The organism is Trueperella abortisuis (genome assembly GCF_030811095.1).
Lineage (GTDB): Bacteria > Actinomycetota > Actinomycetes > Actinomycetales > Actinomycetaceae > Trueperella > Trueperella abortisuis.
Map to the genome: position 1 here is coordinate 640,954 of NZ_JAUSQL010000001.1, position 20,269 is coordinate 661,222.

The 20,269-nt window shown below is 63.5% G+C and carries 17 protein-coding genes; 13 read left to right on the forward strand and 4 right to left on the reverse strand.

Annotation, left to right across the window (positions count from 1 at the left end; translation table 11 throughout):
* Positions 1 to 177 precede the first annotated feature (177 nt).
* From rplJ to rpoC, 4 genes are all read left to right on the forward strand, one after another.
* Positions 178 to 699 carry a 50S ribosomal protein L10 gene (rplJ, locus tag J2S45_RS02745; RefSeq protein ID WP_270974894.1) on the forward strand — a complete coding sequence of 174 codons (522 nt, stop codon included), beginning with the start codon at positions 178 to 180 and terminating at the stop codon, positions 697 to 699.
* 77 nt (positions 700 to 776) lie between these two features.
* A complete protein-coding gene (gene rplL, locus J2S45_RS02750; RefSeq protein WP_270974893.1) occupies positions 777 to 1,166 on the forward strand; it encodes a 50S ribosomal protein L7/L12 in 390 nt (129 codons plus the stop codon).
* A gap of 412 nt (positions 1,167 to 1,578) precedes the next feature.
* On the forward strand, positions 1,579 to 5,043 hold the full coding sequence (gene rpoB, locus J2S45_RS02755) for a DNA-directed RNA polymerase subunit beta (protein WP_307634480.1): 3,465 nt from the start codon (positions 1,579 to 1,581) through the stop codon (positions 5,041 to 5,043).
* Positions 5,044 to 5,128: 85 nt separating this feature from the next.
* Entirely contained in the window at positions 5,129 to 9,103 is a 3,975-nt protein-coding gene (rpoC, locus tag J2S45_RS02760; RefSeq protein WP_307634481.1) for a DNA-directed RNA polymerase subunit beta', read from the forward strand.
* Positions 9,104 to 9,351: 248 nt separating this feature from the next.
* Here the strand turns inward: rpoC and J2S45_RS02765 are convergent, their stop codons facing one another.
* From J2S45_RS02765 to J2S45_RS02780, 4 genes are all read right to left on the reverse strand, one after another.
* Positions 9,352 to 9,738 (reverse strand): hypothetical protein, encoded by a 387-nt coding sequence (locus tag J2S45_RS02765; RefSeq protein WP_307634482.1) that lies wholly within the window; start codon positions 9,736 to 9,738, stop codon positions 9,352 to 9,354.
* A gap of 9 nt (positions 9,739 to 9,747) precedes the next feature.
* Positions 9,748 to 10,521 (reverse strand): hypothetical protein, encoded by a 774-nt coding sequence (locus J2S45_RS02770; protein WP_307634483.1) that lies wholly within the window; start codon positions 10,519 to 10,521, stop codon positions 9,748 to 9,750.
* Between the two features lie 442 nt (positions 10,522 to 10,963).
* Positions 10,964 to 12,475, reverse strand: coding sequence for an amino acid permease (locus J2S45_RS02775; protein ID WP_270974889.1), 1,512 nt, complete (start codon positions 12,473 to 12,475; stop codon positions 10,964 to 10,966).
* 75 nt (positions 12,476 to 12,550) lie between these two features.
* Entirely contained in the window at positions 12,551 to 12,703 is a 153-nt protein-coding gene (locus J2S45_RS02780) for a hypothetical protein (RefSeq protein ID WP_307634484.1), read from the reverse strand.
* Between the two features lie 212 nt (positions 12,704 to 12,915).
* On the opposite strand from J2S45_RS02780, the gene rpsL reads away from it, so the two are divergent.
* The 9 genes from rpsL (at position 12,916) to rplW (ending at position 20,253) form a co-directional block, all read left to right on the forward strand.
* Complete coding sequence (rpsL, locus tag J2S45_RS02785; protein WP_062613587.1) at positions 12,916 to 13,290, forward strand: 30S ribosomal protein S12; 375 nt, start codon at positions 12,916 to 12,918, stop codon at positions 13,288 to 13,290.
* Entirely contained in the window at positions 13,290 to 13,760 is a 471-nt protein-coding gene (rpsG, locus tag J2S45_RS02790) for a 30S ribosomal protein S7 (protein WP_270974888.1), read from the forward strand. The genes rpsL and rpsG overlap by 1 nt, the downstream gene beginning before the upstream one ends.
* A gap of 88 nt (positions 13,761 to 13,848) precedes the next feature.
* Positions 13,849 to 15,918 carry an elongation factor G gene (fusA, locus tag J2S45_RS02795; protein WP_407702499.1) on the forward strand — a complete coding sequence of 690 codons (2,070 nt, stop codon included), beginning with the start codon at positions 13,849 to 13,851 and terminating at the stop codon, positions 15,916 to 15,918.
* A gap of 105 nt (positions 15,919 to 16,023) precedes the next feature.
* The gene (gene tuf / locus J2S45_RS02800) at positions 16,024 to 17,214 is read left to right on the forward strand and encodes an elongation factor Tu (protein WP_270974886.1); all 1,191 of its coding nucleotides are present in this window, start codon (positions 16,024 to 16,026) and stop codon (positions 17,212 to 17,214) included.
* A 113-nt stretch (positions 17,215 to 17,327) separates the two neighbouring features.
* On the forward strand, positions 17,328 to 17,969 hold the full coding sequence (locus tag J2S45_RS02805; RefSeq protein WP_307634486.1) for an HAD family hydrolase: 642 nt from the start codon (positions 17,328 to 17,330) through the stop codon (positions 17,967 to 17,969).
* 352 nt (positions 17,970 to 18,321) lie between these two features.
* Positions 18,322 to 18,630 (forward strand): 30S ribosomal protein S10, encoded by a 309-nt coding sequence (gene rpsJ / locus J2S45_RS02810; protein WP_197552254.1) that lies wholly within the window; start codon positions 18,322 to 18,324, stop codon positions 18,628 to 18,630.
* A gap of 11 nt (positions 18,631 to 18,641) precedes the next feature.
* Complete coding sequence (rplC, locus tag J2S45_RS02815; RefSeq protein ID WP_307634487.1) at positions 18,642 to 19,304, forward strand: 50S ribosomal protein L3; 663 nt, start codon at positions 18,642 to 18,644, stop codon at positions 19,302 to 19,304.
* 2 nt (positions 19,305 to 19,306) lie between these two features.
* Positions 19,307 to 19,945 carry a 50S ribosomal protein L4 gene (rplD, locus tag J2S45_RS02820; protein ID WP_270974884.1) on the forward strand — a complete coding sequence of 213 codons (639 nt, stop codon included), beginning with the start codon at positions 19,307 to 19,309 and terminating at the stop codon, positions 19,943 to 19,945.
* Complete coding sequence (gene rplW, locus J2S45_RS02825) at positions 19,918 to 20,253, forward strand: 50S ribosomal protein L23 (protein ID WP_300047552.1); 336 nt, start codon at positions 19,918 to 19,920, stop codon at positions 20,251 to 20,253. Before rplD ends, rplW begins: the two co-directional genes overlap by 28 nt.
* Positions 20,254 to 20,269 lie beyond the last annotated feature (16 nt).

Below are 20,269 nucleotides of genomic sequence, written 5' to 3' on the forward strand. Positions count from 1 at the left end.
GTAGGGCGCTAAGGTGATTCTTGCCCAAGACCGCAGGTCTCTTCGGAGTTAATTTCAGCAATGAATGCCCGCGTAGGTATGACAAGAGAATTATTCCCCGTGAATGCTCCTCGTGCCTGCGTGCGCGAGGATTTTTTATTGCCTGGAAACTGCGGCAAACCATCGGAAGGAGGTCCCATGAAACGGACCGAAAAGTCTGCGGAGATCGCAGAGCTTACGGAGGCGTTCCGTAGCTCGGACGCTGTTCTTCTGACGGAGTACCGCGGACTGAGCGTCGAGCAGATGAAGACTCTGCGCCGCGCGCTCGGCTCTGATGTGCGTTACCACGTCGCCAAGAACACGCTCGCGCGTATCGCTGCGAAGGACGCTGGTGTCGAGGGTCTGGATGCAGACCTGACCGGCCCCACCGCCCTCGCTTTCGTCACCGGTGACATCGCTTCCGCAGCCAAGGCACTAAAGAACTTCACGAAGGACAACGACAAGCTCGTGCTCAAGTCCGGCGTGATGGAAGGCCAGCTTCTCGACGCCGACGGCGTCAAGGCGCTCGCCGATCTGGAGTCGCGTGAGGTTCTCCTCGCGAAGGCCGCCGGAGCCATGAAGGCTTCGATGGTCAAGGCTGCATTCGTCTTCAAGGCATCCGCCACGAAGACGGTACGTACCGTTGACGCCCTGCGTGCGAAGCAGGAAGCCGCTGCCTAAAGCAGCAACCCACCAATTGTTAAGCACCTCACCTGAGGGAACTGCCTCGCAAGTAGGCAAAGGAAGGAAGGTCAATCATGGCCAAGCTCACTGTTGACGAGCTCATCGATGCTTTCAAGGAGCTCACCCTTATCGAGCTCTCCGACTTCGTGAAGAAGTTCGAGGAGGAGTTCGACGTCGAGGCCGCCGCCCCGGTCGCCGTCGCTGCTGCTGCCGCCCCGGCCGGTGGCGAAGCCGCCGCTGCCGAGGAGGAGAAGACGGAGTTCGACGTCGTCCTCACCGACGCCGGCGCCACCAAGATCGCGGTCATCAAGGAGGTCCGCGCTCTGACCTCGCTCGGCCTGAAGGAGGCCAAGGACCTCGTTGACGGCGCCCCGAAGCCCGTCCTCGAGGGCGTTGCGAAGGATGCCGCCGAGGAGGCCAAGGCTAAGCTTGAGGCCGCCGGCGCCACCGTCGAGCTCAAGTAATCGCCGCGGCTTAGCCGCTTTGCCCCCGCGTTCGATCTCGCCATCACGGCGGATCGGCGCGGGGGCTTTTCCACACGCCGGGTGCACTACTTGCATTGGCGGGCGTGTCGTGGAATAGTCAATGGAGCCGGCGTGCCCGGCAGTACATGGCTCCGTGTATCGAGGAACCCTCCCCAGCAGCGACCGCGGCGAGGTGATTCGAGGATCACGGGTGCTACATAGGTGTCGTGACCCCTTCCACAGGGCGGGGGATAGACTTCCCTACGCCGAAGCGGTAAATTTGAAACTTGCGCGGACTTTCTTTGTCATGCCCTCGTGAGCCGGAGCACTCGCAAGTTTGCCTTCCTAGCTCGGGGTTTGTGCAGGTGAGCGTCGCGCACGGCCTAACCGATATAGAGGGAAGGATCACCCTTTGGCTGCTTCGCGCACCTTTAATACCACCTTTGTTGACGGCAAGCTCGCCTCGGATCGCGTGTCTTTCGCTAAGCTCCACGAGCCGCTGCCGGTCCCGGATCTTCTCGGGCTTCAGACCTCCTCCTACGGGTGGCTGATTGGCTCGGAGGCGTGGCGAGAGAACGCCGCGCCGGGCGAGAAATCGGGTCTGGAGGAGATCTTCGATGAAGTCTCCCCGATTCAGAACACCGCCGAGACCATGGGATTGGTCCTGTCCAACCCGCACCTGGAGGGCGAGAAAGCATCGATCGCCGAGTGCAAAGAGAAGGACATGACCTACTCCGCCGCGCTCTACGTGACGGCCGAGTTCCAGAACTACGAGACGGGTGAGATCAAGTCTCAGACCACCTTCATCGGTGACTTCCCGCTTATGACCCCGCAGGGCACCTTCATCATCAACGGCACGGAGCGCGTGGTCGTCTCCCAGATGGTGCGTTCCCCGGGCGTCTACTTCGAGCGCAGCGCGGACAAGACCTCGGACAAGCTGATTTACAATACGAAGATCATTCCCTCGCGCGGGGCGTGGCTCGAGTTCGAGATCGACAAGCGCGATTCGGTGGGCGTGCGCGTGGACCGTAAGCGCAAGCAGTCGGTCACGGTCTTCCTCAAGGCCCTGGGCATGACAGAGTCGGAGATCCGCGAGGAGTTCGCGCAGTACCCGATCCTCATCGACACCCTGGAGAAGGACACGGTCCACACCCAGGAGGAGGCCCTGCAGGATCTGTACCGCAAGCTCCGTCCGGGTGAACCGCCGACCGCGGAGGCCGGCCGCACGCTGCTCAACAACTTCTACCTCAACCCCAAGCGCTACGACCTGGCGCACGTGGGCCGTTACAAGGTCAACAAGAAGCTGGGCCTGGACCCGGAGGGGAAGGAGCGCCAGCTTCAGCTGAGCGACATCACCGCCACGCTGCGCTACCTTCTTGCGCTGCACGCGGGGGAGAAGACGACCCGCACCGTCGAGGGCGGCGCCGAGGTCGTCGTGGAAGACGACGACATCGACCACTTTGGCAACCGCCGCATCCGCGCCGTTGGTGAACTGATCCAAAACCAGGTGCGCACCGGTCTGGCCCGCCTCGACCGCATGGTCCGCGAGCGCATGACCACCCAGGACGCCGAGGCGATCACGCCGTCGTCGCTCATCAACATCCGCCCGATCGTGGCCGCGATCAAGGAGTTCTTCGGGACCTCCCAGCTGTCGCAGTTTATGGACCAGAACAACCCGCTGGCGGGCCTGACCCACAAGCGCCGCCTGTCGGCCCTCGGTCCGGGTGGCCTGTCGCGCGACCGCGCGTCGATGGAGGTTCGAGACGTTCACCCGTCCCACTACGGGCGCATGTGTCCGATTGAGACCCCGGAAGGACCGAACATTGGCCTGATCGGCTCGCTCGCCACCTACGGGCGAGTCAACGCGTTCGGGTTCATTGAGACCCCGTACCGCAAGGTTAACAACGGCGTGGTTACCGACCAGATCGATTACCTTGACGCCGCAGACGAGGACCGCTACACGGTGGCTCAGGCCGCCGCGCCGATGGACGAGAACGGAAAGTTCCTCGAGGAGGAAGTCCTCGTGCGCCTCCCCGGCGGCGAGCCCGCCCTCATCCCGGCGGACGAAGTGGACTACATGGACGTCTCCGCCCGTCAGATGGTGTCGGTGGGTACTGCCGCTATCCCGTTCCTCGAGCACGACGACGCGAACCGCGCCCTCATGGGTGCGAACATGCAGCGTCAGGCCGTGCCGCTCATCAAGCCGGTTGCTCCGCTCGTGGGCACGGGCATCGAGATGCGCGCCGCGGTTGACGCCGGTGACGTGCTCGTGGCTCGCGCGGCCGGCGTCGTGACGGATGTTTCGGCCGACCACGTGACAGTGGAAGAGGACGAGGGCACCTACTTCACTTACCGTCTGGCGAAGTTTGAGCGCTCCAACCCCGGCAACTGCACCAATATGAAGGTCATTGTCAACGAGGGTGATCGTCTGGAGAAGGGCTCGCTCATCGCTGACGGCCCGGCCACCGAGGGCGGCGAGCTTGCGCTCGGTCAGAACCTGCTCGTGGCCTTCATGGCGTGGAATGGCTACAACTACGAGGACGCCATCATCGTCTCGCAGCGTTGCCAGTCGGAGGACCTGCTCACCTCGATCCACATCGAGGAACACGAGGTCGACGCACGTGACACGAAGCTGGGCCCGGAGGAGATCACGCGGGACATCCCGAACGTCTCCGAGGAGATGCTCTCCCACCTCGACGAGCGCGGCATCATCCGCGTGGGCGCCGAGGTCGCGGCCGGCGACATCCTGGTCGGCAAGATCACCCCTAAGGGCGAGACCGAGCTGACCTCCGAGGAGCGCCTCCTGCGCGCGATCTTTGGCGAGAAGGCGAAGGAGGTACGCGACACCTCGCTGCGCGTCCCGCACGGCCAGTCCGGCATCGTGATCGGCGTCAAGGAGTTCTCGGCTGAGAACCACGACGAGCTGCCCTCGGACATCCGTCAGTCGGTGCGCGTGCACATCGCTCAGCGCCGCAAGATTTCGATCGGCGACAAGATGGCTGGCCGCCACGGCAACAAGGGCGTTATCTCCCGTATCCTGCCGGTGGAGGATATGCCGTTCATGGAGGATGGTACCCCGGTCGACATCGTGCTCAACCCGCTGGGCGTGCCCTCGCGTATGAACCTCGGCCAGGTCTTCGAGCTCCACCTCGGGTGGGTCGCGAAGCAGGGCTGGGACGCCTCCGCGGCGCGCGCTGCCGGCGAGGAGTGGGCCGTGCGCCTGCCCGAGCGTGCCGTTAAGGCCGGCCCGGATCGCACCGTGGCCACACCGGTCTTCGACGGTGTCCGGTCCGACGAACTCAACGGCCTGCTCGCCAACACGAACCCGAACCGCGACGGCGACCGGCTGGTCGACGGCGCCGGCAAGGCTCGCCTCTTCGACGGTCGTACCGGTGAGCCGTTCCCGGATCCGGTTTCGGTGGGCTACATGTACATGCTCAAGCTCCACCACCTGGTGGACGACAAGATCCACGCCCGCTCCACGGGGCCGTACTCGATGGTCACCCAGCAGCCGCTGGGCGGCAAGGCCCAGTTCGGCGGCCAGCGCTTCGGCGAGATGGAGGTGTGGGCGCTGGAGGCTTACGGCGCCGCGCACACCCTGCAGGAGATGCTGACGATCAAGTCGGACGACACGGTGAGCCGCGTCAAGGTCTACGAGGCGATCGTGAAGGGCGACAACGTCCCCGAGCCGGGTCTGCCCGAATCCTTCAAGGTCCTCGTTCAGGAGATGCGTTCGCTGTGCTTGAACGTCGAGGCCCTCGACGCGGGCGGAAACGCGATCTCGCTGCAGGATGCGGACGAGGACGCCTTCCGTTCGCCGCAGTCAGCAGGCATCACCACCGGTTTCGAGGGTCTCGAATCCGGCGCGGAATTCTGATTCTTGTGGGTGGGGCGGCCAACGCCCGCCGCTCCACCCGGAAATTGCCACCATTGAGGCGTGAAGAACTGAGGATGTAGGAATCTTGCTCGACGTCAATCTTTTCGATCAACTCTCGATCTCCCTTGCCACGTCGGAGGATGTGCGCAAGTGGTCGCACGGCACCGTCACCAAGCCCGAAACTATCAATTACCGTACGCTCAAGCCGGAAAAGGACGGTCTTTTCGGTGAGCAGATCTTCGGCCCCACGCGCGACTGGGAGTGCGCGTGCGGCAAGTACAAGCGTCCCCGCTACAAGGGCATCGTATGTGAGCGTTGTGGCGTGGAGGTCACGCGCTCGAAGGTACGCCGCGAGCGCATGGGCCACATTGAGCTTGCCGCGCCCGTCACCCATATCTGGTACTTCAAGGGCGTGCCCTCGCGTCTAGGCTACCTGTTGGACATCGCCCCGAAGGACCTGGAGAAGGTCATCTACTTCGCGGCCTACATGGTCACCGACGTCGACGAGCAGCGTCGTCACGACGATCTGCCCTCGCTCACGGCAGAGTACGAGCTCGAGCGGGAGAACCTGCTCAAGGAGCGCGACGCCGCCGTCGAGCAGGCGCTGAAGGCGGAGGAGGCGACACTCGCTGAGGCGGAGGCCGCCGGTGAGGATACCGCCGCGCGTGCCAAGATCAAGCGTTCGACGCAGGCCGACACGCGCCGCGTGCGCGCCCGCTACGAGTCGGAGATCGCCAAGCTGGAGGAGATCTGGGACAAGTTCACCAAGCTCAAGGTCGGAGACCTGGAGGGTGACGAGGTCGCCTACCGCGAGATGGAGACCCGGTGGGGGGATTACTTCCAGGCATCGCGTGGTGCGGAGGCCATCCAGCGCCGGCTGAAGAGCTTCGACCTGGAGGCCGAGCGCGAGCTGCTCGTGGACCAGATCGAGAACGGAACGGCCCAGCGCAAGACCCGCGCCCTCAAGCGCATCAAGGTGGTCAACGCCTTCCTGCACTCCCACACGCCGCCCGAGGCGATGGTTCTTGACGCGATCCCGGTCATCCCGCCGGATCTGCGCCCGATGGTTCAGCTCGACGGCGGCCGCTTCGCCACGTCCGACCTCAACGACCTCTACCGCCGGGTCATCAACCGCAACAACCGCCTCCAGCGCATGCTTGACCTGAAGGCGCCGGAGATCATGGTCAACAATGAGAAGCGCATGCTTCAGGAGGCCGTGGATGCCCTGTTCGACAACGGCCGTCGTGGCCGCCCGGTGCAGGGTGCGGGCAACCGTCCGCTCAAGTCGATCTCCGACATGCTCAAGGGCAAGCAGGGTCGATTCCGTCAGAACCTGCTGGGCAAGCGCGTGGACTACTCGGGTCGTTCCGTCATCGTGGTCGGCCCCACCCTCAAGCTCCACCAGTGTGGTCTGCCCAAGACGATGGCGCTGGAGCTGTTCAAGCCGTTCGTGCAGAAGCGTCTTGTGGATCTGGAGCTGGCCAAGAACATCAAGGCCGCTAAGCGCCTCATCGAGCGTCAGCGTGACGAGGTCTTCGACGTGCTCGAAGAGGTCATCCAGGAGCACCCGGTGCTCCTCAACCGAGCTCCTACGCTCCACCGCCTCGGCATTCAGGCCTTCGAGCCGCAGCTGATCGAGGGTAAGGCGATCCGTCTGCACCCGCTCGTGTGTTCCGCCTTCAACGCCGATTTCGACGGCGATCAGATGGCTGTCCACCTGCCGCTGTCGGTGGAGGCGCAGGCTGAGGCCCGCATCCTCATGCTGTCGGCTAACAACATCTTGAAGCCGTCCGACGGCCGCCCGGTCACCGTGCCCGCGCAGGACATGATTATCGGCCTTTACCACCTGACCACCGTGCGTGAGAACGAGGTGGGTGCTGGCCGCTACTTCACGTCGGTGGCGGAGGCGGAGATGGCCCACGACCTGGGCGAACTCCACCTCAACTCCCCGGTTCACATCCGCTGGAAGGCTGATGAGATCATCCCGCCGCGCGACTGGGTTGCGCCCGAGGGCTACGAAGAGGGTGACGACATCATCCTCAAGACCACCCTGGGCACCGCCCTGTTCAACGACGCGCTGCCCACCACCTTCCCGTTCGTCAACGAGCCCGTGGGCAAGAAGGTTCTGGGCGGCATTGTCAACCAGCTCGCTGAGCGCTATCCGAAGGTCGACGCGGCGGCGTCGTTGGATGCCCTGAAGGAGACGGGCTTCTACTGGGGCGGGCGCTCCGGTGTGACGATCGCGGTGTCTGACGTGATCGCGCCGGCGAACAAGGCCAAGATCCTGGAGGAGGCCGAGGAGCGGGCAGCGAAGATCGAGCAGGACTTCCAGGAAGGTAACATCCGCGACGAGGATCGTCGCCGTGACCTGGTGGCCCTGTGGACCGAGGTGACCGACATGGTTGCCGACGAGATGCGCAAGAACTTCGACGACCTGAACAACATCAACCAGATGGTTCAGTCCGGGGCGCGAGGTAACTGGATGCAGATCCGTCAGGTGGCCGGTATGCGTGGCCTGGTGGCAGACCCGAAGGGCGAGATCATTCCGCGCCCGATCAAGTCGAACTACCGCGAGGGCCTGTCGGCGCTCGAGTACTTCACCGCGACGCACGGCGCGCGTAAGGGTCTGGCCGATACGGCTCTGCGTACAGCGGACTCGGGCTACCTGACCCGCCGCCTGGTGGACGTGGCCCAGGACGTCATCGTCCGCGAGGCCGACTGCGGCACCAGCCGCGGCTTGCCCAAGACGATCGTGGCGCTCGATTCCAAGGGCAACGAGCTGCGCCTCGCCACGGTTGACGGCGTGCCGACGGAGGTCACCGAGAAGGAAGTCTCGGCCGAGGTTTGGGCTGCGGCGGAGCTGATCCGCTCCGAGGATATCGACACCTCGGTCTACGCCCGCACCCTCGCTAAGGACGCGGTGGACGCCGACGGGAACGTCGTCGTCGCCGCCGGCACCGACATCGGTGACGTGGCGCTTGAGAACCTGCTCGCGGCGGGAATCAAGCAGATCCACGTGCGCTCTGTGCTCACCTGCGACTCGCGGGTCGGCACCTGCGCGAAGTGCTACGGTCGATCGCTCGCCACCGGCAAGCTGGTGGACATTGGCGAGGCCGTGGGCATCGTGGCCGCGCAGTCGATCGGCGAGCCCGGCACCCAGCTGACGATGCGTACCTTCCACACGGGCGGCGCGGCGTCGGCGGAGGATATCACCCAGGGTCTTCCGCGTGTGCAGGAGCTGTTCGAAGCGCGTACCCCGAAGGGCGAGGCGCCGATTGCGGAGGCCGCCGGCCGCCTTGAGATCGAGGATCTGGAGCGTTCGCGCCGCCTCATCATCAAGCGCGACGACGGCGACGAGGACCTGACCTACCTGGTGGCCAAGCGCGCCAAGCTGCTTGTGGCCGAGGGCGCTCATGTCCCGGTGGGCCAGCAGCTGGTTGAGGGCTCGGTTGACCCGAAGAAGGTGCTGCGCATCTCGGGTCGCCGCGTGGCTCAGCTGCACCTCGTCTCCGAGGTTCAGCACGTCTACCGCTCGCAGGGCGTGGAAATCCACGACAAGCACATCGAGGTCATCGTGCGTCAGATGCTGCGTCGCGTCACGGTCCTGGAGGCCGGGACGACGTCGCTGCTGCCCGGCGAGCTCGTGGATGTTGCTCAGTTCGAGCAGGCCAACCGCGCCGCGATGGCGGAGGGTGGAAAGCCGGCCTCGGGTTGTCCGGAGCTGATGGGTATCACGAAGGCGTCGCTGGCCACGGATTCGTGGCTGTCCGCGGCATCCTTCCAGGAGACCACGAAGGTTCTGACGGAGGCGGCGCTCAACGCGAAGTCCGATCCGCTCGAGGGCCTCAAGGAGAACGTCATCCTCGGCAAGCTCATCCCGGCCGGCACCGGCCTGGAGCAGCTACGCCGCGTCAAGGTTGAGCCCACGTCGGAGGCTCGCTCGGAGTACGAGCAGCTCAACACGTTTGGCGGGCTGGATTCCTTCGACGACATCTACGGGTATGGCTCGCTCGACGATTACGATACGTCGATGGGCTATGGGTACGGTCTGAACTTCTAGGGCCGCGAAGGATCTGAGGCCGGGCCGGAATTTTTCCGGCCCGGCCTCATTGCACGTACGACTTGCGGTGGTGAGGGCGTGGCAGGCGTACGGGGTTCTCGCTCTCCTTTCATCGCGGTCAAGGACCATTGCATGCAGGTATGCTGCGGCCATGTGGCAATCATGCCACACGAGGACCGCCCACGTGCGAGGGATGGAGCTCAAAGATCCTTTCGGCGCGTGTTCAGTGAGCTCTGTTCTCTTTCGAGCTAGTCGTGGTCAGTCAGATTGACGCCAGGAAAAATGACGTGTTGCGCATGTGGGTAGAGTTTGCCGCCGCAGGAGAATCCGCCCGGGATGTCGTTCGTCTTGCTGGTCTGAAAAGAATCGCCGACCTTAATGGTGACGTCTCCGATCACGATGGCGTTGGCGTCGTTTGCGGAAACCGGTTCGGAAAAGACGATGAGCGTGTCCTCTTCGATAATGGGGCAAGCGTTGCCCTGGGCGACGTCGATCCGTGTCAGGGTGTTGAGTTTTGCAACCAGAGGTCCTTCGGTCTCGGGCGGGAGGGTGGGCACAATGAGCGCGTCGGAATTGGTGCACGCGGTCACCACCGCCGCACAGACGGTGAGGAGAAGAAACGGCTTGTGTCGCATATTAGCCCCCTAGAGCATGAGCCTCGCCGCATAGTTGGGGCAATATTGCGCCAGTACGACGTCGGGAGTTCTACTTGCGTCATATGTAGGAATTCCTGAGGTACAGCGCCAACCGCCTGCGTAAAGCGGGCCGCCGCCACGGAAAGGTGAAGGCATAGCGTCGCTTTCAACCGCTGCGCGAACGTTTGCCGAGACGAGATGGACGGGGACATCGGTGGCCGGAAGAGCGAAGTCCTCCGCAGAGGAGATTCCGACTTCGAGGCTGTCTGTCCAAGGGTCGTAGTCAATACTGCCGGAGAGGTTTTGATGAAGAAGTGCCTGTTGCACGGCTTCCATAGACTCATCTATCTCTTCGGACGTGAAGCGGGAAACCCGCAATTGAACGTGACCTTCTGGCTGAGCCAAAGACAGCGAGTTCTCAATGTAGTCCTGAACTTTGGCGGACTCAGATGCACGTCCTGGTGTTGTTATGGAATCACGCAGATAATCCGCGGGAAGAGCCAAGACCTGGCTGTCTCGTTCGGGGCTATGAAAGTAGTAACCGCTCAAATATGGATCTATTTCGGAGACCGCATCGAATGCGGACGATGGCAAAACCGCCGATAGGCCAGCGTGGCCATCGATCCCGAGCACGCTTGCTGTGTGTTGCTGACTGTCCTGCTCCCACTTTTCAAGGATGGAGTCGGATGCTAGGTCATCCGAGCTTGTGGTGTGAATGGGCGCGGCCAACATGCTTGCGCTGAAAGCGATGCAAGCGGTGGCTATGAGGGCTAAAGCACGCATTCTCCCCTCCTCGTTGAGATGGAAATCACTTATTGGTTAGCGTATCATCTTGCGGTGAGGCGATCAATAGGGTATAGGAACACTCTGGGCGGGCTCTGTTTTGTCGGTATTACAGCCGTGGGCGTGGCAACTCATGAGATTCTCGCCGAAAAGGGGCGCTTACCAATTGAGGGTGTGTTTTGGGTTGGAATCGCCGGTCTCGAGTAGGCAGTCTCACGTTGGGAGCAGATGTCCGACGCAAGTCATGAATCTGGGGCATACCAGGCCCGTATAGCGATCGGTATCCGATATGTTCAAGTGAAGTGTCGGCCGGTAGTCCAAATCCTCAAGTGAAGTGTCGGGATCGCCAGCGCGACGATCCGCCGATGCCGAAATCCGCACCGGCGGCGTCGTCAGCCGACGCCGAAGTCCGACGGCGCCACGCCGGGCCTCCCTGCGGCATTTAGTCGGCGTCCGAGCGGCGCGTCAGATCGGCCTCCAAGGGCTTGACTGCCGGTGCGCGGGTCACGATCTTGTGCCCGGCCCACAGAGCCAGGAAGAGAGGCAGGCCAATGTAGCTGGACAAGAGGGCCGCGAACTCCGTCTCGCCCAGGAGCGCCTCCGTGTTTTGGCCGACGATCACCACCAGTGTCATTGCTAGCGCGAGGAGCGGACCAAAGGGGAAGAACGACGCACGGAAGGGCAGGTCGGCCGGGTCGTGTCCCTGAGCGACGTAGGCCTTCCGGAACTTATAGTGGCTCCACGCGATCCCTACCCACGTGATGAAGCCGGCAAGCCCGGAGGCGTTGACGAGCCAGGTGTAGGCCCCGCCGTCGCCGATGAGGGAGGTGAGGAAGGAAGCGGCGCCCACCACCGTGGTCGCCACCAGGGCGGCCATGGGAATGCCGTGCCGCGTCGTCGTCCCGAAGATGGCCGGCGCCTGGCCCGACTTGGCCAGGCCGTAGAGCATGCGAGTCGACGCATACAGCCCTGACGTGCCCGCGGAGAGCACCGAGGTGAGGATGACGGCGTTCATGATCGCGGCCGCCGCGGCGATGCCCGCCCGCTCAAAAACGAGGGTGAAGGGCGAAAGCGCGATGTCGCCGTCCGGGTTGAGCAGGGCCGGGTCGGTGTAGGGGATGAGGAAGCCGATCACGGCAATCGCGCCGATGTAGAAGATGAGGATACGCCAGAAGACGGCGCGGATGGCCTGGGGAATCGTACGATCGGGATCCTGAGCCTCACCCGCAGCGATACCAACCATCTCGGTGCCCTGGAAGGAGAAGCCGGCGATCATGAACACCGACAGGATGCCCATGCCGCCGCCCACGAACGGAGCCTCACCGGTGGTCCAGTTCTTCGTGCCGGGGGAGTCGCCACCCATGATGCCCGCGATCATGAGCACGCCGAGGACGAGGAAGACGAGGACGGTGACCACCTTGATCGCCGCGAACCAAAACTCGCCCTCGCCGAACGTGCGCGCGGAGATCGCGTTGATGATAAAGAGAATGGCGAGGAAGAGGGCCGACCACACGATCGACGGCGTGTCCGGGAACCAATACGCCATGACCAGGGCGGCGGCCACAAGCTCAGCGGCCACGGTGATCGCCCAGTTGAACCAGTAGTTCCACCCCATCGCGAATCCGAACGACGGGCTGACGTAGCGCGTCCCGTACTCGCCGAAGGAGCCCGCCACGGGGGAGTAGGTTGCCATCTCGCCCAGCGATTGCATGAGGAAGAAGACCATCACGCCGATCAGCGCGTAGGCAAACAGTGCGCCGCCGGGGCCCGCCTGCGAGATCGTCGCGCCGGAGGCGACGAAAAGCCCGGTGCCAATCGCGCCGCCGATTGCGATCATGTTGAGGTGGCGCGCGTGGAGGCCGCGGTGAAGACGTCCGGCCGCGTCCTGGGAACCGGCGGATTCGTGGGGGGCGCCGGGGGCGGCCGTGTTGCTAGCGCTAGGTTCGGTAGTCATGAAAGTCTCCGTAACAGGTGATCGTGGACTGATGCGTTATCCTACACCCGGCAACTATTCTAGTTTTCAGGTCGTCTACGCCTCGGGACGCACGACGCCGCAGCCGCACCACGCCGCAGCCGCACGACGCCCGAGGCGCGCGGTGAAGCGCCGCATCGTCCATCGCGGGACGGGGGCCGCGGCCGAGCCGGCGGCATGTGGGTAGCGCCACGCCACCGTTTCGCTCACAATCTTTGACCGGATTGGCGCCAAACCGCTATTCTTAAACGCGGTGCCCGTCCCACGGGGTGGCGTTGCGGCGCCGGAATGGTGATAGTTGCTCATGCCGCCGGCGATAAAGACAGCCCGTGGGTGTGTGGAAGGTACGGTGTCCTTTCGCATGCACGTTCGACCGAGCAGGCGGGCAGTTCGACGATCTGAACTCATATACAGGAGAAATAGTGCCTACTATTCAGCAGCTGGTCCGCAAGGGCCGCTCCAGCAAGGCGTCCAGCTCCGCGACCCCGGGCCTGAAGAGGAGCCCGCAGCGTCGCGGCGTTTGCACGCGTGTTTACACGACCACCCCGAAGAAGCCGAACTCGGCACTTCGCAAGGTTGCTCGTGTTCGCCTTTCCTCCGGCGTCGAGGTCACGGCTTACATCCCCGGCGAGGGACACAACCTCCAGGAGCACTCGATCGTGCTCGTCCGCGGCGGCCGTGTCAAGGACCTCCCCGGCGTTCGCTACCACATCGTCCGTGGCGCGCTCGACACGCAGGGCGTGAAGAGCCGCGGCCAGGGTCGTTCCAAGTACGGTGCGAAGAAGGAGAAGAAGTAATGCCTCGTAAGGGTCCCATCCGCAAGCGCCCGCTCGTCAACGATCCGGTCCACGGCTCGCCCGTCGTCACCCAGCTGATCAACCGGGTCCTGCGCGACGGCAAGAAGTCCACCGCAGAGCGCATTGTCTACGGCGCGCTCTCCGGAGTCGCCGAGAAGACCGGCCAGGAGCCGCTTGAGGTTCTCAAGCGCGCACTGGACAACATCCGCCCGCAGCTCGAGGTTCGCTCCCGCCGCGTCGGCGGCGCCACCTACCAGGTGCCGACCGAGGTCAAGCCGAACCGTGCGAACGCCCTCGCGATTCGCTGGCTCGTGGACTACGCGCGTGACCGCCGCGAGAACACGATGCTTGAGCGCCTCCAGAACGAAATCATGGACGCATCCAACGGCCTCGGCGCCGCTGTCAAGCGCCGCGAAGATGTCCACCGCATGGCTGAGGCCAACCGCGCCTTTGCTCACTACCGCTGGTAAAACGGCCGTCTGGCCTGAATTTTAGGAGAGCCTAAACGTGGCACATACACCACAGAAGGACCTGAACAAGGTCCGCAACATTGGCATTATGGCGCACATCGACGCGGGTAAGACCACGACGACCGAGCGCATTCTGTTCTACACCGGCCTGAACTATAAGATGGGCGAGACGCACGACGGTGCGTCGACGACCGACTGGATGGAGCAGGAGAAGGAGCGCGGCATCACGATTACGTCGGCTGCCGTCACCACCTTCTGGCACAACAACCAGATCAACATCATCGACACCCCCGGCCACGTCGACTTCACGGTCGAGGTGGAGCGTTCCCTTCGCGTCCTCGACGGCGCCGTCGCGGTCTTCGACGGTAAGGAAGGCGTTGAGCCGCAGTCTGAGACCGTGTGGCGTCAGGCTGACAAGTACAACGTCCCGCGCATCTGCTTCATCAACAAGATGGACAAGATGGGCGCAGACTTCGACCACGCCGTCCAGACCATCCGCGATCGCCTCAAGGCGACCCCGCTGGTGATGGCCTTCCCGATCGGTGCCGAGTCCGAGCTTTCCGGCGTCGTCGACGTGCTGAACAAGAAGGCGCTTCGCTTCCCGGCTAAGGACGACAAGGGCAAGGACACCTTGGGCGCCGTCGTCGTCGAGGAAGAGATCCCGGCCGAGCTCGCCGACAAGGCGGAGGAGCTCTACAACGAGCTCGTCGAGACTGTCGCCGAGACCGACGAGGCCCTCCTCGACAAGTACCTCGGCGGCGAGGAGATCACGGTTGACGAGCTCAAGGCCGGCATCCGCAAGCTGACCATCGCTGGCGAACTCTACCCGATCTTCGCCGGTTCGGCCTACAAGAACATCGGCGTGCAGCCGGTGCTCGACGCCGTCGTCGACTACCTACCCTCGCCCCTCGACATCGGGGTCATCAAGGGCATGGATGTCAAGGACGAGGAAGTGGAGATCGAGCGCAAGCCCTCCCCGACCGAGCCCTTCGCGGCACTCGCCTTCAAGATCGCAGCGCACCCGTTCTTCGGCCGCCTGACCTACATCCGCGTCTACGCGGGCCACATCGAGCCGGGCGACCAGATCCTCAACGCCTCCAAGGGCAAGAAGGAGCGCGTGTCGAAGATCTTCCAGATGCACTCTAACAAGGAGGAGCCGGTCGAGTCGGCATCGGCGGGCAACATCTACGCCGTCATTGGCCTGAAGGACACGACGACGGGCGACTCGCTGTCGGCGATCGAGGCCCCGATGCTGCTTGAGTCGATGACCTTCCCGGATCCGGTGATCCACGTGGCCGTCGAGCCCAAGTCGAAGGCCGACCAGGAGAAGCTCGGCATCGCCATCCAGAAGCTCGCCGAAGAGGACCCGACCTTCACCGTCCGCCTGGACGAGGAGTCCGGCCAGACCGTCATCGGCGGCATGGGCGAGCTCCACCTTGACGTGCTCGTGGACCGCATGAAGCGGGAGTTCAAGGTCGAGGCGAATGTCGGTGCACCGATGGTCGCCTACCGCGAGGCCATTCGCGGCAAGGCCGAGCACATCGAGTACACCCACAAGAAGCAGACGGGTGGTTCCGGCCAGTTCGCGAAGGTTATCGTCACCTTCGAGCCGCTGGAGGAGAACGAAGAGGGCATCACCTACGAGTTCGTGGACAAGGTCACCGGTGGCCGCGTCCCGCGCGAGTACATCCCGTCGGTCGACCAGGGAATCCAGGCGGCCATGGAGAACGGTGTGCTCGCCGGCTTCCCGATGGTCAACGTGAAGGCCACGCTCGAGGACGGCGCCTACCACGACGTCGACTCCTCGGAGATGGCGTTCAAGATCGCCGGCCAGATGGTGTTCCGCGAGGGCATCAAGCGAGCCAAGCCGATCATTCTCGAGCCGATCATGGATGTCGAAGTCCGTACCCCGGAGGAGTACATGGGCGACGTCATCGGTGATCTCAACTCCCGTCGTGGGCAGATCGCCTCGATGGAGGATGCCACTGGCGTCAAGATCGTCCGCGCCCTGGTTCCGCTTTCCGAGATGTTTGGTTACGTCGGCGACCTGCGTTCCAAGACGCAGGGCCGCGCGGTGTACACCATGCAGTTCGCGAAGTACCAGGAAGTTCCGAAGAACGTCTCGGACGAGATCATCCAGAAGGCTCACGGCGAGTAAGCCGCTGGAATTTACAAGTAAGTAGTAGAAAAGTAAGATTCATTTAGCGGTGCGCCCACGCGTACCATCAAGCTGAAGAGTCAATCTAGTCCCAGGAGGGCGCAAGTGGCCAAGGCCAAGTACGACAAGTCCAAGCCGCACATGAACGTCGGCACCATCGGTCACGTCGATCACGGTAAGACGACGACGACCGCCGCCATCACCAAGGTGTTGGCGGACAAGTACCCCGATCTGAACGAGTTCACCCCGTTCGACAAGGTCGACAACGCTCCGGAGGAGCGCCAGCGTGGTATCACCATCAACGTCTCCCACGTTGAGTACCAGACCCCGAAGCGTCACTACGCTCACGTCGACGCCCCGGGCCACGCCGACTACATCAAGAACATGATTACCGGCGCTGCTCAGATGGACGGCGCGATCCTCGTCGTCGCCGCGACCGACGGCCCGATGGCGCAGACCCGCGAGCACGTCCTGCTCGCCCGCCAGGTGGGCGTGCCGGACATCATCGTCGCTCTGAACAAGTGCGACATGGTCGACGATCCGGAGCTCATCGAGCTCGTCGAGATGGAGGTCCGTGACCTTCTGTCCTCGCAGGAGTACGACGGCGACAACGCCCCCGTGGTCCAGATTTCTTCGCTCAAGGCTCTTGAGGGCGATGAGAAGTGGGTTAACTCGGTGCTCGAGCTCGTCGACGCCGTTGACAACTACTTCCCGGATCCGGTCCGTGACCTCGACAAGCCGTTCCTCATGCCGATCGAGGATGTCTTCACCATCACCGGCCGCGGCACCGTCGTGACCGGCCGTGTGGAGCGTGGCGAGCTCGGCCTGAACGAGGAGGTCGAGATCCTCGGCATCCGCGCCCCGCAGAAGACCACCGTCACCGGTATCGAGATGTTCCACAAGCAGATGGATCACGCCGACGCCGGCGAGAACTGTGGTCTGCTGCTTCGCGGCACCCGCCGTGAGGACGTGGAGCGTGGCCAGGTTGTTGCTAAGCCGGGTACCATCACCCCGCACACCAACTTCGAGGCCCAGGTCTACATCCTGAAGAAGGAGGAGGGCGGCCGTCACAACCCGTTCTTCACCAACTACCGTCCGCAGTTCTACTTCCGCACCACGGACGTCACCGGCGTCATCACGCTGCCCGAGGGCACCGAGATGGTTATGCCCGGTGACAACACCGAGATGACGGTCGAGCTGATCCAGCCGATCGCCATGGAAGAGGGCCTCGGCTTCGCTATCCGCGAGGGTGGCCGCACGGTCGGTTCCGGCCGCGTCACCAAGATCATCAAGTAGTCTTCTGACTTCTGAGGCGTGGGCCCCAGCTTCGGCTGGGGCCCACTGCTGCGTATGGCACCGCGGGAGGCGTGGACTCGCCCCGGTGCCCGAGCCACGATAGCATCGGCGATATGAACCTGGAGTTTCTTGGGCTCAGTCAGTTGCCCGCGGCCGTGTTGTGGGACATGGATGGCACGATCGTCGACACCGAATCGGCGTGGGGCGAGCTGTCTGAGACGGTGATCCGGGAGGCCGGCGGGATCTGGGGGAGTGAGGATACGGAGTTCATTCTCGGCGCCTCTACTGCCGATCACGCTAACCGGCTCGCCGACGCCGTGGCTCGCGCCGGCCTGGAGCGCCCCGAGCCGATGGAGATATTCGGCGAGCTCACCCGGCTCATGGCTACCCGCGCCTACCCGTTCGTCAGACTCCTTCCGGGCGTGCGCGAGCTACTCTGGGCCTTCCGAGATGCCGGCGTTCCGCAGGCGCTCGTGACCGCCACACCGAAAGACCTGGTGGATATCGCGCTGGAGAGCCTGGGGGAGATGTATTTCAACGCCGTGGTGACGGGCAGTGACGAGGTCCCTGGCAAGCCCGCACCAGAGCCGTACCTGCTTGGCGCCAAGCGGCTCGGTGTGAACGCCGAGGACGCTCTCATCTTCGAAGACTCCCGGGCGGGACTCGAGGCAGCGCGAGCCAGCGGGGCGGTCGTCGTCGACGTCAACCACACCGCGCCTGCCATGCTCGCGCGGCGCCTCGGACTGGTGCGATAGCTCATCATGGCCGATTGTCGGCCGCTTCACAGGCTCCGCCCTGGTTGGGCGGGGGCATGAATGCTAAAGTGGTTGGCCGGGCGCCTTTCCCGCGCTGAGCTACTTATGATCACCTACGTGTGATTGACCACCATCGCCCCAAATAATTGGCGCAACAGTGGGAGATTGGGTCATACTAGTGAAGTTGCTCGGGACAACCGAGATCAAGAACTTGGCCGAGGGCAGAGCGCCCGCGGCACAGAAAATGGGTTCGCAACAACCACATAGGGCTTCGTTTGTTACCTCCATCAGGTGCGACACGCCCGACTGCGGGGGTCGTGAACACCGAAGGTAGAGAGAGGGAGACGACGCCATGGCGGGACAGAAGATCCGCATCCGTCTGAAGTCATATGACCATGAGGTCATCGACAACGCAGCGAAAAAGCTCGTCGACGAAGTTACCCGTACTGGAGCGTCGGTTGTGGGACCGGTGCCGCTGCCGACCAAGCGCAGCGTTTTCACCGTTATTCGTTCGCCCCACAAGGACAAGGACAGTCGCGAACAGTTCGAAATGCGTACGCATAAGCGACTGATCGACATTGTCGATCCGACCCTGAAGACAATTGACACCCTGCGTCGCCTGGATCTCCCGGCAGATGTCAGCGTCGAGATCAAGCTCTGAGGTAACGCATCATGACGAAGAACAAGACCGCCGCAGCGCCCGTGAAGGCGCTCCTCGGCGTTAAGCTAGGAATGACCCAGGTGTGGGACGAAAACGCAAACCTCGTTCCGGTCACTGTGGTCAAGGTTGGCAAGAACGTTGTCACCCAGATTCGCACCACGGACATTGACGGCTACGAAGCCCTTCAGATCGCCTCGGGCGAGCTGAAGAACAAGAACGTCACCAAGCCGCTCGCGGGCCACTTCGCGAAGGCGGGCGTCCAGCCGCGCCGCTTCGTTGCTGAGATCCGCACCCCCGACGCCAGCGAGTACACGCTCGGCCAGGAGCTCGGCGTGGAGCTGTTCGAGGCCGGCCAGACGGTCGACGTCGTCGGCAAGTCGAAGGGCAAGGGATTTGCCGGCACGATGAAGCGACACGGCTTCGCCGGCGTCTCGGCCGCCCACGGTGCGCACCGCAATCACCGCAAGCCCGGTTCGATCGGCGCTTCGGCAACCCCCGGCCGCGTGTTCCGCGGCCAGAAGATGGCTGGACGCATGGGCAACGCCCGCGTCACCGTCCAGAACCTGACCATTCACGCTGTGGACACCGAGAATGACCTTCTCCTTGTCTCTGGCGCTATCCCCGGCAACAAGGGTGGCGTCGTCGTGATCCGTACTGCCGTGAAGGGAGCCTAACGATGGCAGACCTCAAGGTTGACGTTATCGATCTGGCCGGCAAGAAGGCCGGCAACGTGGAGCTCGACTCGGCCGTGTTCGGCCTCGAGCCCAACATTCCGCTGCTCCATCAGGTCGTCCACGCCCAGCTCGCCGCGCGCCGCGCCGGCACCGCGAAGACCAAGACCCGCGGTGAAGTCTCCGGCGGCGGTGTCAAGCCGTGGCGCCAGAAGGGCACCGGCCGCGCCCGCCAGGGTTCGATCCGTGCACCGCACTGGACCGGCGGCGGCGTCGTCCACGGCCCGGTTCCGCGTGACTACTCGCAGCGCACGCCCAAGAAGATGATCGCCGCCGCTCTGCGCCAGGCGCTCTCGGATCGTGCCAAGCACGATCGCGTGCACATCGTCAAGGGCTTCGTGGAGGGCGACAAGCCGTCCACCAAGGTCGCGCTCAAGTTCCTGCTTGAGGTGACGGAGGGACGCAAGGCGCTCGTCGTCGTCGACCGCACTGACGATCTGGCGATCCTGTCGCTGCGTAACGCTCAGGAAGCACACCTGCTCTACTTCGACCAGCTCAATGCTTACGACGTCCTCGTCGCCGACGACGTCGTGTTCACCGAAGCTGCATACGAGGCATGGACCAACAAGGAGGAGACGAAGTGACTCACGCTGCGTTCCACAACAAGGATCCTCGCGACGTCATTCTCGAGCCGGTAGCCTCCGAGAAGGCCGCACGTCTCGAGGACGAGGGCAAGTACACGTTCATCGTTGACCCGCGCGCCAACAAGACCGAGATCAAGCTCGCGATTGAGAAGATCTTCGGCGTCAAGGTTGCCGCGGTCAACACCCAGAACCGTCAGGGCAAGGCCCGCCGCACGCGCGATGGCATTGGTCGGCGTAAGGCCACCAAGCGCGCCATCGTCACGCTGCGCGAGGGCACCATCGACATCTACGGCGATATCGTCGGCTAAGCCGACGGGAAGTATT